Here is a 15,818-nt window from a genome sequence, read left to right as displayed (position 1 = left end):
TTACAACTCATAAATCTCTTTATATTTCGCTTCTAAATAATCGGCTAAGTAGTTTGCATTTAAGCCTTCACCTGTTACATCTTCTAAAATTTCAAGTGGCTTTTTCGTTTTACCGTATTGGTGAATGTTTTCTGTTAACCATTCACGAATTGGTGTTACGTTTCCTTCTTCTAATAATGCATCAAAGTTCGGAATGTCTTTTAACATTCTTTGCTTAAATTGCGCTGCATACATATAACCAAGTGCATAAGATGGGAAGTATCCAAATGAGCCACCAGCCCAGTGAACATCTTGCAATACACCTTGCGCATCATTTTCCGGACGAATTCCTAAATATGCTTCCATCTTATCATTCCAAGCTGCTGGTAAGTCCTTCACTTGTAATGTACCATCAAATAATTCTTTCTCTAATTCATAACGCACCATAACATGAAGCGGGTATGTAAGCTCATCTGCTTCTATACGAATGAATGACGGCTTCGATTCGTTAATTGCATCATAAAATTCATCGACTGACATATCATCAAATTGACCATCGCTATACTCTTTTAATAAATCATAATTTTTCTTCCAGAATGATTTATTACGGCCGATAAAGTTCTCAAAGAATAATGATTGTGATTCGTGAATACCCATAGATGTACCACTGCAAAGTGGTGTACCTTCAAATTGTTCTGCAATATTTTGTTCATATACTGCATGACCACATTCATGGATCGTTCCAAAAACAGCCATACGAAAATCTTTTTCATCATAGCGTGTCGTAATACGAACATCCCCTCTATTTAATGTAATTTCGAAAGGATGCACTGTTTCATCAAGACGACCTGCTTCAAAGTCATAATTCAATTGCTTTAATAGTTCTAATGTAAAGTTCTTTTGTTTTTCTTTTGAAAATTGTTCCGATAAAGCACTTGTTTTTAATCCTTTTTTAGACTCAGAGATTTCTTTTACAAGCGGCACGATGCGCTCACGAAGTTGACCAAATACGTGATCTAAAACTTCTACTGTAATACCTGGCTCATACATGTCTAATAATGTATTATATTTATATGTTTCATAACCCCAATATGTAATAAATTTCTTTTTAAATTCAACAATTTTTTCTAAGTATGGGCGGAACATTTCGAAATCAGATTTTTCGCGAGCTTCTTCCCACACACTCTCTGCTTTCGCTTCTAATTTCACATAAGCCTCATATTCAGCTTGTGGAATTTTTTTATTTCTATCATATTCTTTCCGACACTCTTCAACCATTTTCTTCGTTGTTTCAGAAAGTTTATCTTCACGTATTAAAGCTTCAAGCTCTGTTAAATAGTTTCCCATCTCATCTGAAGTCGACATAGCAAACACTTCTGACGAAAGCATACCAATTACTTCTGAACGCTGATCTACACCTTTTTTTGGTGCACCTGTTCTTAAATCCCAAAACATTAAACTTAATGCTTCTCCGTAATTCTGTATCTTCTTCACGTATGTTAAAAATTGTTTTTCTACCTCATATGTAGCAACTGTCATCGTATAAAAGCCTCCTTTTTCTACCTCAAACTTAATTCGACACGGAAACATAAATTCCTTTTATAATAGAAAAAAAGCTTGGCAAGCGCCAAGCTTTCTCCTTATAATTCTTTACCTTCTACCGGCAGTACATTTTTCACAGCTGCAACTACTTTCTCATCTTCTGAATCAGATAAGAAGATTGATATAGCACCTTTATCTTCACTTGTACGAATTAAACGCCCAATTCCTTGACGAAGTCGTAAAATCATATATGGTACATCTACATCCCAGAATGGATCATTTACGTGCTTACGTTTCGCTTCAAACACAGGATCGTTTGGAGGGAATGGTAATGACCAAATAATAACGTGTGATAATGATGAACCAGGAATATCTAAACCTTCCCATAAATGAACCGCACAAAGTACAGTCTCTTCTTCATTTTGGAAACGAGAAACGAGCTGGCTAATTTCCTGATCTCCTTCATATAAGAACGGAACCGACATTTGCTCCTTACTTACATACTCTTTGAACGCTGCAAGCTCTTGCGTTGTACGGAATAATACAAGCGTACGTCCATTTGTTTTTTGTATATTTTCAAGTGTATATTGACACTTTCTTTCCCATTCATTTTCTTTCGTATGCGATAGTAAGTTTACTGCCATTTGCTCTTCGTAATCAAACGGTGAAGCAACTGAGAATGATAAGTAATCTTTTACCCCTAGGCTATTAGCTGTAAACGCGAATGAATCATTGTTCGATAATGTCGCAGAAGAGAAAATATACGGTATTTTCTTCGAGAACACTTTCTCTTGTAATACTTCTTCAACTGCACGCGGCATAATCACTAATGTGAAGGCACCATCACCTTCTTCACCCCAAGTGATTACATTTTTCTCGTGCATGAACAGACGAAGTGAATGTTCTAATACATCTAAATGCTCATCAACAATATTTAAATCATACGTGTTTACTGTATGCATTTCACTTTCGAATACTAATGCATCTCCAACTTCACCGATTTTTGCATAAAGTCGTTTCGCTTCAGCTGTTACTTTTTCTGTCACAGTAATTTCTAAACGATCAGAACCGGCAATTTCTTTTTTGTTTTCTTGTAACACATCAAAGAATCGCTCTGTTTGCCAAATTGTTTCTTCTACTAAATGTGCAAACTCCTCACGAATATCGTTTTGTAGCAATCTCGTTAAAAGTTGCTCCATCATTGTTTGCTTTAAACGGTATGTTAAAGCTTTTTGAGCTGCATATTCTACAAGATGTCCTTCATCGAATACAACGCAGCTACTTTCTGGTAATAACGGAATTTGCCCTTCACGCTTACGAGCATCGTACGTCCAAATATGATCCATATAGAAATCTTGAGAACAAATAATTAAATCTGCTGCTTTACGATAATGTTCACGAGAAAGAGTTTGTCCACAACGATGACGAGAATCACAAGTAAAACAATCTTGGAAGTAATCCCAATTTACTTTTGACCATTCTTCGTCATTTAAAAGTGGAAATTCTTTTCTGTCACCATAGTGAGTAAAGTTTTGCATCGTACCATGATCGAATACAAACTGTGGTAACTCATAATATACGTCTTCAATTACTTCTGGAGCTCGTCCACTCATAACATCTTCAAGTTTACGTAAGCATAAATAATTATCCATTGATTTTGCAAGCCTTACATCAACAGATAGCCCTAATGCTTCAGATAACTTAGCGATGTCCCCTTCTTCTTTCACAAGCTGCTCAATTAACGTTTCATCTGCACAAGCAATAATAGCTGGTTTCCCAGTATAACGCGCGTAACAAATTGCATATAGAAGATATACAATTGTTTTCCCTGTTCCTACACCAGCTTCTGCGAACATAACTTTCTTTTCTTGGAAAGCGCGTTCTAACTGAAACGCCATAAAAATTTGTTCATCACGCTCTTCAAAGCCTTTTTCCGGAAGGATGTCGTAAAACACATCTCCAATCCACTCATTCAACTTATCATAAAAATTATCTTGTTTTCCTACTTCAAATGGTAATCTCTTCTCAGTAAACATCCTTAGCCTCCAACCAAAAAGTTTTTCTATAAAAAGATAATAGCAACTGCTACGCATATGTATGCATTTGCTTTCCCCTGTTGCAATACATAGAAATTCACGAAAAAAAATTTTCCTTTCGAAAAAGGAAAATTTTCTTCTATATTAATGACTTTAAATACCGTTTATCAATCGCTGTTTCATGTGAAAGAGCTGACAAATATTCTTCTTGTGCTTTTTGTATTTCATCTACAATCGCACCTTGACTATCCACTTCTTTTCCGAGCTCATCATACGTACGGTGAATAGCTTTTTGAATCATTGATAATTGAAAATTATCCATATGACTTCCTCCTTTACGCATTACATAATAGCCAGTATATGCGCGCTGGAGGAGTTTTATACTATGAATTACGCGGTGGACGTTTTCCTAAATATTGGTAGTAATCTGCCACCAAAACAAACTCATAAACCTAGTAATTTAAAGGTTTCCTCTAATTTCTTTTTTCCGAATCATTTGTTACTACTTCCATAATAATATGTCTAGAAAAAAAATACAATGGATTTATGTATTAGACACATCGTTTTATCTTAACATAATTAGATAACATCTTCAATAATTTATTATATCCTAATTATGAGATGACTATTTGATTCAAAACTGGACAATCTCATCGCTTCTCATTAATCATCTGTATTAGCAAAAAGAAATCGCATGATACTAAAGAAAAATAAGAAGACAAAAAAACCAGCAAAATACCCTGCTGTCACTAGCAAATTTGTATATTTCACATTAACATCTAATACATTCAAATAACCCAAAATAAGTAAATAGAAAGTAGATAAATTCACGCTCAATTCTGTTATATACCTTATCACATACCATCTTTCTCCATTTAACTTATAACAAGTAAGTTTCTCCCAATAAAAATGATATATAAGAAGTAAAAAAACTGATATTATCCCTCCTAATATCACTAAGTAGGCTAAAAAGTTCATTATCATTACAAATACTAACAGGACCTTCTTTAAATATTGATGAGCCATCAATCCCATAAATTGATTATTTAAATCTACAAAAAAATTATAATCAAAACTTTTAATAAAGAACAAAAAGGTCAACAATAAAAAAAGAATTACTTGTATTTTCTGTAATGAAATTTCTTTAAATTCCTTTATACTACGAATTGCTTGTGTTTCAAGTGCCATCTATTTACCTCAATTCTTAAACTTGTATTTTACAAAAATCACAGTATTTATACCCCTATATTTCTTACTAAATTCAACAATAACTTCCGGTTATTCGACATCTGCTAATTTAGATATAAAATTCATCAATTATAACTTCTCCTTTTCAAAAAAGAATTCTTTTTTACACTAGCACACTAATCTCACTATTTTATTAACCTGCCAAAATACCAATAAAAACAAAAACTATAACAATAATTATAATTAAAACCACACCACATCCAACTATATCCATGGTTTGCCCTTTATTAAATTGCTCTTTCCTTCTTTTATACTCTTCTGCATCATATTCCATGTTAATGAATTCACTGTTTCCAGAACGTTTATTTTCTGCTACTTGTTGCAAAAGTTTGGTGTACAATTTAATATCACATTCTATCAAATCTACATATCCATTATGATATCTAATTATTACATGAAATGTAGAATCATTCTTTGCAGACAAAGCCCCTGCTAACGCTCCTGCACCACCTAATGCAATATTCCCAATAACGCCACGAACTACAGCACTTTGCACATTTTTCACACTATCTTCACTAACAATTTCAAGCATTGAAATATTCTGTTTCCATTTTTTTGTATCAATATTTATCAATTCACTTTTTACTTTTTGCCCAATGATTAATTCTTGATTACGCCAATTTAATGTATATCCTTCTTTTAGTATCTGCCCTGTTACCGTCACCCCTGTAAATGGTTCTAAATTCCCCATCCCTACGCCCTCTTTCCTTTAATAAAATTTGCACTTTACTAATAAAAATACCATATTTTTCCATACACATAAACTTCCTATTATGTACTATTTAAAACGATTTTATATTACCCTTAACAAAAAACAGAAAATTCAGTTTTTTGTTGAAAAACAATTAAGTATAATATCTATTATATTCTATTCTTGCTATCATTATTTATAAGAATCTATAAAATCCAAAGGAGGATATCATGAACGTTCAAACAAAGGGGAATGAACAGATTACAAAGTTATTAGATAACTGGTATATAGAAATTCGAAAAAGAAATTTAAATAATGCAAAGCAACTAAAAAAGGAACTCGATAAAAACATTACCAGTGTAAAAGACGATAAAAATGTACTTTTATACCACTCTTTATTGAACTTCCGTTATCAATACTTGATGGACAGTTTAAGTATTGGCAAAGATAGTTTTAAAGAAATAGAATCTTTTGATATACCAACAGATGAACCTTTATTATATTATTACCATTTTTTCAAGGCAATGCACTCAAACATAACTGGTGATTATAATTTGGCAAAAGAACATTATGAAAAAGCCGAAATTAAATTAAAACAAATCCCAGATCAACTTGAACAAGCAGAATTTTATTTTAAACTTTCTACCTTCAGTTGCCATAACCAACAATATGTTTTAGCACTTAAACAGGTTTCTAAGGCAAAAGAAATTTTTTCTAAATACAATGGTTATGAATTAAACATTGGTTACTGTAATAATCTTTATGGATTAGCATGTATACATTTGAAAGAATATGAATTAGCAGAAGAATGTCTTATCTCTGCATTGGATATATTCCAAAAACAAAACGAAGAACAAGCAACCTTATACGTTCGACATAACTTAGGTTTTATGTATGCAAATCAAAACCTTTCAGAATTAGCAATTCGCTATTTATCCGAAGTAACTGAAAAAATGCCAGCAAACTATAGAGCGATTTTAATTGAAGCATGCGAACATGCAAAAATTAATAATAAAGAAAAAGCATTAGAACTTTTAAAAACAGGTTTAGAAATCAGTTTAAAATTAAAAAATGAGGAATACCAACATCGCTTTAATATCTTACTAACGATAAACAATGAGGTTTCTGGAGAACAATTAGAATCAATAATACTAGCAGGAATGCTCTATTTTGAAAAAGAAAACCTATACGAGTACATTAATGAATATAATGAAAAATTAGCAGTGAAATTTTATCATGAAGGCAATCATTTAAAGGCAAGTAAATACTTCTATCTAAGTTCAAATGCAAGAGAAAAAATTCATGATAAGGGGGCGTTAAAATGAAAAAAGTAATAATTAGTTTAACGGGAATTATGACTGCACTAACATTAACATTTGGTGTACTGGATTCTAAAGATACACATGAAACAATTTATACTGTAAAACAAATGTCGGATGGTCATACTGGTGGTTAATAGGTTGAATTAAAAGGGTGGTTGTAAAATAGATAACCACCCTTTTTTATTTTCATACTTCTTTAAAATCTTTAATTAAATAATTTATTTCGCTTAAAATATCTTTTAAAGTTCATTTAAAACATTTTTATTATGTAAAAGAAGGGCAAAGCCCCACCGAACGAAGTGAGGTAATGAGCCGAAGGCGAATCAAAGAGCGTTAGTGACCTTCCTTTTATACTATCTATTCTTTTTACTATCTATTTTCTATACCTATCACTTTTTGTCCATTTTTGAGACACTTTTTGTCCGAAAATGTCACCTTATTTCTCATTTTCGGACAAAAAGTGATATCCCATCGCATTTTAAACAAGTAATTTAATATTCCAAAATGTCCAAGAGGGTATCCTTAATTGCAATTTGGTACTTTTGAGACATGATAAATCTCATTGTTATCAAGGGGTTTGAGGATTCTCTAATTTGCCAACTTTATATATATTAAAACGAATTACGAAAACGAAAATCAAAAAGATTCACGACTCAAAAAAACGCCCTCCTAAATTTTGAAGTGAACCCGAATAGTGGTACATGAAAAAGGATGGATATTCCAATCGGACCATTATGGAGCAGTTTGGAATTAAAAATGTTTCCCAAATTAAGACGTGGATGAAGTGGTATCGTACCGGTCAAACGTACCGTTTTCAACAACCTGTAGGAAAACAATATTCTTATGGAAAAGGGCCAAAAGAGTTAAATGAATTGGAACAGCTACGGTTAGAAAATAAACAGTTAAAAACAAAATTACTGATATGGGGAAAGTATCTGGAAATCGAAAGGAATTAAACCCGGAAACTGTAGTTACTTTATGGACCGATTTCAAAACAAAACTAACGGTAAAAGAATTATGTAATGTATTAGAATTACCCTGGTCTACATTTTATCGTTGGTTACAACGAACAGTGGACCTAAGAGATGAGATAGAAGAGAAAATAAAGGATGTTTGTCTTCGGCATAAATTACGATATGGGTACCGAAGAGTGACCGCAACTCTTCGGAAAATGGGGCTGTGTGTATGGAATAGTAGCAACGGTTCTTTTCTTCCCATAAGTCATAATTGTCCTATTTCTCATGTCAATATCAGGCCACTTTAAATTAACTAATTCTTCTCTCCTAAGCCCTGTAGAAATCAATAGGACTATTACCATTTGATTTCTCATTAAAGCATAATTTGTCCCTTTATAATGCCCTCTATCAAAGTGTTCAAGAACACTCTTTACTTACTCATCTGTTAAAACATCTGTTATGGTATCTTCTTTACTAAATTTTATTTTTTTGAATGGGTTTTCTTCGACTATCCCTTCTTCTAGGTACTTAAAATACACCTTTAATGTTCGATTCTTTTCATTTATTGTAGATATACTATTTTTCAACTCATGCTTACAATAAATGAAAAACTCTTTTGCAACTTTTGACGTAACTTTATCAGTGTCAAATATCCCTTTATTTACACAAAAGGACTCAAATCTTTTCAAAATTTCTTTATAAGATTTCAAAGTATGTTTACTTAAATTACGTAATTCCCTATCATCTAAAAATTCTTGCATTACAATTTTATACAACAAAAAACCTCACCCTTTCTTCCTTTTTGAAAAAAGAATGAGGTTTATTTATTGGGCTAATATTTAATAACTTGTTCTAAGCGAACCAATTATGTTTTAGCCCTTCAAATGCCTTTATACTATGAATTACGCGGTGGACGTTTTCCGAAGTATTGGTAGTAATCTGTACGGATAAATCCGTTAAACAGTTTACGCTTCTTCGACGCATCTTTTCCATAACACTTCTCAAATGCTTCGTAGCTTGTTAATACATACGCTGACCATGTATCTAACGGGCGGAATACTTGTCCCATTTCTTTATACAGTTGTTCAACGAGTGCTTTTTCACTTAAACGTTCTCCGTATGGAGGATTCGTTACAACGTAGCCATAATCCTCTTTTGTTGTGAAATCTTTTACTTGCATTTGTTTAAATGTAATTAAATCGCCTAAGCCCACTTCTTCTGCGTTATCTTGAGCAACTCGAATCATACGATGATCAATATCTGATCCAATGATTTGTAATCGTTGATCATAATTCGCTAAATCTTCAGCTTCTTGACGAGCTTCACGCCAGTTTTGTTTACCTACCCAGCCCCACTCGTCAGATGCGAAACCACGGTTAAATCCTGGTGCAATGTTTTGTCCAATTAATGCTGCTTCAATCGGAATTGTACCTGATCCACAGAATGGATCAACAAATGGACGATCTGGCTTCCAGTTTGTTAATTTAATTAAAGATGCAGCTAATGTTTCTTTTAACGGAGCTTCCCCTTGATCCATACGGTATCCACGTTTATGAAGTCCAACACCGCTCGCATCAATTGTTAATGTTGCAATATCCTTGAGCATTGCAATCTCAATACGGAATAACGGACCATCTTCTTCAAACCAAGTTGTACGTTTATATGTTGTTTTTAATTTTTCAACGACAGCTTTTTTAACGATACGTTGGCAATCCGAAACACTGAATAATTCAGATTTTAAAGATTTACCGATAACAGGGAATTCTCCATTCTCTGGAATATAATCTCCCCAGTTTAATGCTTTCGTTTTTTCAAATAGCTCATCAAATGTCGTTGCTTTAAATTCGCCAACTTTAATTTTTACACGGTCCGCAGTACGTAACCATAAATTCGTACGACAAATCGCCTTTTCATCTGCTTCAAATGTTACTTTGCTGTTTTCTACTTGACATTCATAACCAAGATCGCGAACTTCTCGGGCAACTAACGCTTCAATACCCATTGCCGCTGTTGCAATTAAAGTAACTTTTCCCATTTGCATTCACCTCTTATGTATATTCAAACAATAATTAATAGCAATTGGTCCTATTAATTATTACATTTTACGAAAAATATTCTCATTAACCATTTTAACTCATACTTTATAACTTCATACAAATAAAAAGCCCTCCTCTAACAAAGGAGAGCTGAGTTATTTCATAGTTGGTTCATAACGTTCTGTAAGCCATGTTCTGTTCCTTTGTACTACAAACGGCCCACGCCTCGTACTCCGGTGGCAATCATCTATCTACAGGTTATAAAACCTGTCCTTTCCCGTCGTTCATTTCCTTGGAAAAGATTCCCCTACCATTATTTGGGTTTCTCGCTCGTGGGGTTTACCTCGTTCCACTCCTATCATTTCTTCAAGGACTTCGTCACTGTGGCACTTTAAAGGTAGTCAAACCATATCCGAAAGGACTTAGGTTTTTTCCCTGCCGTTAAACCAGCCTTACAGCCAGAATACCCTAGCTTATGAATTGGCTAGGCACGAACACTACAGCCATCTCAGGCCGTGCGAGCATGGACTTTCCTCTACAACGTTGGCGTTGCAGCGATTACCCAAACGTTATGACATCCATTAGTATAGTGGAAACAAAAAGATTTTGCAACGTTTTTTTCTATGTAAAATGCTTAAACCTTTTCCCACCTTACATCATTCGTATAACTTACTTCCAAATACAGCTTTTTCTAAGTTAGATAAGCGTTTTAAAATATCCGTATTCGTGTTGTTATAAACCGGTTGTGCAACTGGTGTTTGTACAGGTTGTTGTGGAACTTGCGTTACTGCTAGTTTTTGTTCCTCTAATTCACGCTTTAAACGAGCATTTTGTTGCTTTAATTGCTCAAACTCTTTGTGGAAAGCTTCATAGTCTTTAATGATCATATCAAGAAACTTGTCTACTTCTTCTTGCTGATAACCTCTCATACCTGTTTTAAATTCTTTTTCTAAAATATCTTTCGCTGTTAATTTAATTTTATCCGAAATCATTTTCTTCACCTCAAATTTTTACCAAAACTTTCATTAACTAAATTTTTTCAGAAACAATGCTTTTTGTCAATCATATATACGAGTACTATATTACATATTACTCTGCATTATTCCACTGTTCCTCTTCTATTATATCTTGTAAATCAGAAAAAAGAATGAAATAACTGTGATAATTTTCTATTTCCCCTTTTTTCTTTGCTGATTCTACAATATATTTGGGACTTCCTGGTTTTTCTTCATCGTATACCGCTAAAAGCGCATCACTTTTTTCAATAAAAAATTGATTTTTTAATTTAAATTGCTCTGGGCTTTCATACTTCCGTTTCGTGATACTATCAACATAGTCTGCTTGAGAAAGAATAAATTCGTAATATTCACGATTATCTTCTTTCCAATTTTCTTCTTGTTCTAAAAACGGAGTGAATACCGCTAATTTTAAATCAGGATATTCTACTTGCATTTCAAAAACAACTTCAGCAGCCCATAATTCTACACCTAATTGGCCGCTTATTATAACCCATTCTAAACCATCTTCTACAAAAGTGATTAATTTACGGTGTAATGCTTTCTTTATACACTCCACTCCTGGATGATCATTTTTAAATATTCCAAGTTCAAATGGCTTATATCCTGTTACTGCAATAACTTTCATATCAACACTCCAATTACAAAAAAAGAACTAGCATTTCGCTAGTTCTAACATATCATTTACTTTTTAAATATTCCACCAACGTTTGGTCCGATATTTGGACCTACTGGTGATACATTGTTTGGTAAAAACGGTGATACATTTGGTCCTGGTCCAAACGGTGATACATTCGGTCCTGGCCCAAATGGAGATATTTGATGACCGTGGTGGTGATGATGATGACCATGGCCACACGGTCCACATCCGCCACCGAATCCTGGGTCGATTGGGTCCACAACATTTACATTTGAATTTGTTTGCGGGAAGAAGTTTTGGTTTTTAATTTGTTGATGATGTACATGTGTTGTATGTGTTGGGAAAATGTGTGGCACCACCGTTGTTGAAAAAGAGTGTGTTACGCATTGTTTCGTCGGATGAATGACAGGAGCAGTCGTACAAATAGGTCCTGTAGGCTTATGCCCTCCAAAGCAAGGATGACAATGATGCATAGTTTTTTCTCTCCTCTCTCGTTAAAAAAATCTGATTACACTTTACAGTATGAGAAAAGAGAGAAAGCCGTTTGTTATATATACCCATTTATTACAAGGAAATTTGTCTAGTCCTTTATTTCATTTACATTGTTTTTATAGACAATCCTTCAACATCACTTACCAAAAAAGCCTCCAACTTGCTTTACAATACCTGTCACTTGATTCATCGCATTCATCATTTGTCCAGCTGTATTCATCATTTTATTTACATCATAGTTACCATCTGATGTTTTAAATTGAGAAACAAAACTAGAAAACTGACTTGGCTGTTGTTGCTTTTGCTTACCCTGCGTCGGGTACGGTTGTTTTGGTGGATAAAACATCGCTTGTTGATTAGCATACGGCGATGGTGGTGGCATATAATATTGCGAATTCATATAAGGCTGCTGCTGTGGTTGATTCATGTATGGTTGCTGAGCTTGTGATTGTTGAGCTTGATTCACATAAGGTTGCTGCTGTTGTGGTTGTTGAGCTTGATTCACATAAGGTTGCTGCTGTTGTGGTTGTTGAGCTTGATTCATAAAGGACACTTCAAACGGTTGATAATAATTTTGATTTCCATAATAAGGCTCGAAAGGATACATATTATACCGTAAATATGTATCCGTATTATATTGGTACATATTTTGCTGTGCATATGGATTCGTTTGCTGATATAAGTTAGGTTGTTGAAACATGCATTCTCTCCTCCTTCACATAAGTTTCTACATATATAATATGTACCTATAAAATAATATGTGTGATGGAGTATCTGTCTATTTTTGTCGGAAGTTTAAATTTTTAAAAAATTAAAAAAGAAAACCCTTCCATGCTATGATAATAAAGAAGAAGATTCTCATGGGGGAGGAATCAACATGGTATTAGGGGATTTAAAACAAGCGTTTTCTCAAAAAAAGGGGTATTGCACAGAGAATGCAAATGAATTATTAGACTTTGCGAGACATTGGTATCTCGAAGGAAAAATATGCATATCAGATTATCGAACATTAATAAAAGAATTAGAAATAAACGGCGCAACAAAACCTACAACAATGACAGAAGCATAAAAATAACAAGAGGGATCTCCCTCTTGTTATTTACATTGCTCAACTATATTTTGCAAAGTATACGAAATGGCTTGGTGTGTTTCAAAGAATCGTTTACCTTTACCTTTATTTACAAAGCATTGCAACACATTCGTTTGTAAATTATCATATACTTGATCAATTTGCTGTACATGTATATATTTTGGCTTTTCTTCTTTAATCCACTTATAAGCTAATTCTTTCCACTTCTTTAATTCCTCATCTACCATATCTACAAACGGTTTCATATCCTTATAAAAGTCGTATTCGGTTAGTTCTCTCTTTTTTACATTCGCTTCATTATTATACTGCATGAGTTTTTCTGAAGACTGTATTAATGCTTCATTCTTCATTTCTTTCCCACCTTATTATGCACTCACTACGACGTTTTGAAATGTCTTTACCCAATTCCCTTTCTCTTCGTGATGCACTAATTTATTTTCCATATGTTCAATATGCATTTCTGTTATTTCTATCTTATTGCATATTTTTTCACTCGCATCCTTTAATGCATGATTCATTCTAATCCCTATATTCATTTCCAGCAAATCGAGAGAACTTAACATTTGATCCATTTTTTTCATTACATCTTCCTTCTGAACCATCGCCATATACAAAACGCCTCCTTCTTTGCTTTTCCTTTGTCATGTAATTTCGCCGAATGATTCACCACTCCTGCCCACATGACAAAACTAGTTGTTATTCGTCAAAGAAATCATTTCGTATGTCATTTATAGAAATGGTAACAATACAAAAAGGAGGTGTATTACAATGGCAAAGAACAAAAATGAAAAAAAGAAAAACCAAAACAAACAACAAAATAAACCCGAGACTGGCAATCCAAAGCTAGATGGTCCAAACTTCCCTGCTACATAAAGCGAGACTTTATTACGAACAGTTAAATTTCAAGTCACCCTTAATCTCCTACTAGCATTACGTTTTGAGATTAAAGTTGTAGCACACATAGCAGGATTGTTTCAAATTAAGAAGTCCCGTCTTCAAAATGGAAGACGGGACTTCTTTTTTATTATATCATGAACTCATCCATCCTTTTAGCAAAACGATTTGCGATAGATAGCCTATAGATTTGTTCTCTCTTTCTTCTATACCATTCTGTTATATTAACTTCCCCTTTAGGTTCTTCAGGTACAAACAGCACATTCATTTTCATATTTGCACAAAACCAATCTCTCATTTTTATTTCTTCATGTAAAATAACAGGATAAATATCTCTAAGTGTTGGCGTATAAGACTTTCGAGTTTCCTTTGCGTAAACTTCATAATCTTCTCTAGACCCAGTATGTGTAGTTTGCAATGCAAACTTATAAAACGAACCATTATAAATTGGATGAAACAATAACCATGCTAATTTTTTTCCTAGTTCTATACGCTGTTGTAACGTTTCAAATTGATAAACCGAAAATCCATACATTCTCCCTTCAATTGTTGGGAAGATAACTGCACTAATATGAAGTCTTTCTTGTACTTTAAAAAGTGCAGTATGGAATACATGTTTTTTAAAATATGTGTTCTCAATGACTGGTTTTTGAATTTTATTTTGTTCATTTATAATAAGCGCTGTCATAAGCCTATTCATATCTCTTCTTTCCCAGAAAAGTAACCATTCTTTTTCCATAAAAATTGATACGTTGAAATATTGCAACAAATGAAAGAGAGGTGCACGTCTCTTCTTACTTTCCTCATACAATAATAGCTGAGGAAATGCATCTAAAAAAATAATCCAATTAGCCTGTTCGTACAGAATAAATAAATGTTTTTTTACCGTTCTAGGTAAAACAGTAGCATAATATCTCCCTTCTAAATCAGTCATATTCCAGCCCGCATTTCTCGAAACCATACTCGCTAAAAAGGCCCACCTGATTTCACTATTTCTTACATAATATTCTTGATAAGATTGTGTCCGAGAAATATTGTCCACATTAGCTATTTCTGTTTTCTTTTTAATATTGTGAATGATTGCTTTTTCTTCCTCTGTACAAAAATTTTTTTCTCGATTTTGTTTCATTTTCATATAATCATTCCATGTAAACATAAATAAGTCATCATACCTTTCATCAAAAAGGTCACATCTTTTTTCATTTTTTGATATAATCACCTTTGTAAGTAATTCTTAGCAAGTTGGGGGTGGACACACTATGACCATTCGTTACCCAAATGGAAAAAGGTATAATCAAGCTTCACAACCTCAAAAAACACCTATAAAAACACATACTTATAGTAATAGAGGTATGTCCCTTGAAGAGGAATTGAATGAAACAAATCAATATTACTTAACCCATAATATTGCATGTGTACATAAAAAGCCTACACCTCTTCAAATTGTAAAAGTAGATTACCCCGCTCGAAGTGCTGCAGTGGTAAAAGAAGCGTATTTTAAACAACCTTCTACAACAGATTACAACGGTGTATACAAAGGGAAATACATCGATTTTGAAGCAAAGGAAACAAAAAATAAAACTAGTTTCCCACTTCAAAACTTCCACCTTCATCAAATTGAACATATGAAGCAAGTGGTTGCTCATAATGGAATTGCATTTGTTATTATTAAATTTACACTTTTTGATGAATTTTATTTACTAGATGCAAAACATATTATTGCATTTTGGAATCGTCAAAATACTGGTGGACGCAAGTCGATTACGAAAGAAGAAATAGAAGAGCATGGATCCTTATTATCATGCGGTTATCACCCTCGGATTGACTATATCCGTGTACTAGACATGGTTTATTTTTCGTGATAGAGTCATCACTA

Annotated in this window: 20 protein-coding genes, 1 other RNA gene and 1 pseudogene; 6 read left to right on the top strand and 16 right to left on the bottom strand. The window is 33.4% G+C overall.

All coding sequences use genetic code 11. The annotated features are described in order from the left end of the window. The 5 genes from ypwA to ACTFRU_RS11100 all read right to left on the bottom strand — a co-directional run bounded on the left by ypwA (position 1) and on the right by ACTFRU_RS11100 (position 5,496). On the bottom strand, positions 1–1,518 hold the full coding sequence (gene ypwA / locus ACTFRU_RS11120; RefSeq protein ID WP_000215074.1) for a carboxypeptidase: 1,518 nt from the start codon (positions 1,516–1,518) through the stop codon (positions 1–3). A 101-nt stretch (positions 1,519–1,619) separates the two neighbouring features. Then, the gene (locus ACTFRU_RS11115; protein WP_000493700.1) at positions 1,620–3,557 is read right to left on the bottom strand and encodes an ATP-dependent DNA helicase; all 1,938 of its coding nucleotides are present in this window, start codon (positions 3,555–3,557) and stop codon (positions 1,620–1,622) included. Between the two features lie 139 nt (positions 3,558–3,696). Then, positions 3,697–3,879 carry a DUF3921 domain-containing protein gene (locus ACTFRU_RS11110; RefSeq protein WP_000368570.1) on the bottom strand — a complete coding sequence of 61 codons (183 nt, stop codon included), beginning with the start codon at positions 3,877–3,879 and terminating at the stop codon, positions 3,697–3,699. A gap of 341 nt (positions 3,880–4,220) precedes the next feature. Beyond that, the gene (locus tag ACTFRU_RS11105; RefSeq protein ID WP_001162866.1) at positions 4,221–4,745 is read right to left on the bottom strand and encodes a hypothetical protein; all 525 of its coding nucleotides are present in this window, start codon (positions 4,743–4,745) and stop codon (positions 4,221–4,223) included. 193 nt (positions 4,746–4,938) lie between these two features. Further along, the gene (locus ACTFRU_RS11100) at positions 4,939–5,496 is read right to left on the bottom strand and encodes a hypothetical protein (protein ID WP_000527307.1); all 558 of its coding nucleotides are present in this window, start codon (positions 5,494–5,496) and stop codon (positions 4,939–4,941) included. Between the two features lie 230 nt (positions 5,497–5,726). Here ACTFRU_RS11100 and ACTFRU_RS11095 point away from each other — a divergent pair, with 230 nt between their 5' ends. The 3 genes and pseudogenes from ACTFRU_RS11095 to ACTFRU_RS11085 form a co-directional block, all read left to right on the top strand. Further along, a complete protein-coding gene (locus ACTFRU_RS11095) occupies positions 5,727–6,821 on the top strand; it encodes a Rap family tetratricopeptide repeat protein (protein WP_001102770.1) in 1,095 nt (364 codons plus the stop codon). After that, entirely contained in the window at positions 6,818–6,952 is a 135-nt protein-coding gene (locus tag ACTFRU_RS11090; protein ID WP_013141855.1) for a hypothetical protein, read from the top strand. Before ACTFRU_RS11095 ends, ACTFRU_RS11090 begins: the two co-directional genes overlap by 4 nt. Positions 6,953–7,519: 567 nt before the next feature. Beyond that, positions 7,520–8,004 (top strand): annotated as a pseudogene (locus ACTFRU_RS11085) (IS3 family transposase); the annotation flags it as partial. Here the strand turns inward: ACTFRU_RS11085 and ACTFRU_RS11080 are convergent. From ACTFRU_RS11080 to ACTFRU_RS11045, 8 genes are all read right to left on the bottom strand, one after another. Next, entirely contained in the window at positions 7,948–8,136 is a 189-nt protein-coding gene (locus ACTFRU_RS11080) for a tyrosine-type recombinase/integrase (RefSeq protein WP_157404505.1), read from the bottom strand. The pseudogene ACTFRU_RS11085 and the gene ACTFRU_RS11080 overlap by 57 nt on opposite strands. A 72-nt stretch (positions 8,137–8,208) precedes the next feature. Continuing rightward, positions 8,209–8,550 carry a tyrosine-type recombinase/integrase gene (locus ACTFRU_RS11075; protein ID WP_000276812.1) on the bottom strand — a complete coding sequence of 114 codons (342 nt, stop codon included), beginning with the start codon at positions 8,548–8,550 and terminating at the stop codon, positions 8,209–8,211. Positions 8,551–8,669: 119 nt separating this feature from the next. Further along, on the bottom strand, positions 8,670–9,809 hold the full coding sequence (locus ACTFRU_RS11070; protein WP_000521224.1) for a THUMP domain-containing class I SAM-dependent RNA methyltransferase: 1,140 nt from the start codon (positions 9,807–9,809) through the stop codon (positions 8,670–8,672). Between the two features lie 180 nt (positions 9,810–9,989). Beyond that, an RNA gene (rnpB, locus tag ACTFRU_RS11065) (RNase P RNA component class B) lies at positions 9,990–10,380 on the bottom strand. A gap of 86 nt (positions 10,381–10,466) precedes the next feature. Beyond that, the gene (gpsB, locus tag ACTFRU_RS11060) at positions 10,467–10,802 is read right to left on the bottom strand and encodes a cell division regulator GpsB (RefSeq protein ID WP_000622431.1); all 336 of its coding nucleotides are present in this window, start codon (positions 10,800–10,802) and stop codon (positions 10,467–10,469) included. A gap of 97 nt (positions 10,803–10,899) precedes the next feature. Then, complete coding sequence (locus ACTFRU_RS11055) at positions 10,900–11,454, bottom strand: DUF1273 domain-containing protein (RefSeq protein WP_440037637.1); 555 nt, start codon at positions 11,452–11,454, stop codon at positions 10,900–10,902. A gap of 56 nt (positions 11,455–11,510) precedes the next feature. Further along, on the bottom strand, positions 11,511–11,939 hold the full coding sequence (locus ACTFRU_RS11050; protein ID WP_000546270.1) for a CotD family spore coat protein: 429 nt from the start codon (positions 11,937–11,939) through the stop codon (positions 11,511–11,513). Positions 11,940–12,094: 155 nt separating this feature from the next. Next, positions 12,095–12,658 (bottom strand): YppG family protein, encoded by a 564-nt coding sequence (locus ACTFRU_RS11045; protein WP_016122190.1) that lies wholly within the window; start codon positions 12,656–12,658, stop codon positions 12,095–12,097. 177 nt (positions 12,659–12,835) lie between these two features. On the opposite strand from ACTFRU_RS11045, the gene ACTFRU_RS11040 reads away from it, so the two are divergent. Then, positions 12,836–13,027, top strand: coding sequence for a YppF family protein (locus ACTFRU_RS11040; protein WP_000242652.1), 192 nt, complete (start codon positions 12,836–12,838; stop codon positions 13,025–13,027). Between the two features lie 26 nt (positions 13,028–13,053). Here the strand turns inward: ACTFRU_RS11040 and ACTFRU_RS11035 are convergent, their stop codons facing one another. Both ACTFRU_RS11035 and ACTFRU_RS11030 read right to left on the bottom strand, forming a co-directional pair. Further along, positions 13,054–13,398 (bottom strand): YppE family protein, encoded by a 345-nt coding sequence (locus tag ACTFRU_RS11035; RefSeq protein WP_000786939.1) that lies wholly within the window; start codon positions 13,396–13,398, stop codon positions 13,054–13,056. Positions 13,399–13,413: 15 nt separating this feature from the next. Next, a complete protein-coding gene (locus ACTFRU_RS11030) occupies positions 13,414–13,656 on the bottom strand; it encodes a hypothetical protein (protein ID WP_001252036.1) in 243 nt (80 codons plus the stop codon). A gap of 85 nt (positions 13,657–13,741) precedes the next feature. Between ACTFRU_RS11030 and ACTFRU_RS11025 the strand changes: the two genes are divergently transcribed. Next, positions 13,742–13,921: a hypothetical protein gene (locus tag ACTFRU_RS11025; protein WP_001987054.1), complete on the top strand. Its 180-nt coding sequence runs from the start codon at positions 13,742–13,744 to the stop codon at positions 13,919–13,921. 151 nt (positions 13,922–14,072) lie between these two features. Here the strand turns inward: ACTFRU_RS11025 and ACTFRU_RS11020 are convergent, their stop codons facing one another. After that, positions 14,073–15,098: a DUF2515 domain-containing protein gene (locus ACTFRU_RS11020; RefSeq protein WP_042866562.1), complete on the bottom strand. Its 1,026-nt coding sequence runs from the start codon at positions 15,096–15,098 to the stop codon at positions 14,073–14,075. 103 nt (positions 15,099–15,201) lie between these two features. Between ACTFRU_RS11020 and recU the strand changes: the two genes are divergently transcribed. Further along, on the top strand, positions 15,202–15,804 hold the full coding sequence (gene recU / locus ACTFRU_RS11015) for a Holliday junction resolvase RecU (protein ID WP_000155598.1): 603 nt from the start codon (positions 15,202–15,204) through the stop codon (positions 15,802–15,804). The last annotated feature ends 14 nt before the right edge of the window (positions 15,805–15,818 follow it).

The sequence above is a fragment of the Bacillus cereus group sp. MYBK220-1 genome, from assembly GCF_051916445.1.
Classification (GTDB): domain Bacteria; phylum Bacillota; class Bacilli; order Bacillales; family Bacillaceae_G; genus Bacillus_A; species Bacillus_A cereus.
The sequence above is the reverse complement of the archived record's forward strand: the minus strand, read 5'-3'. Positions and strand labels throughout refer to the sequence as shown.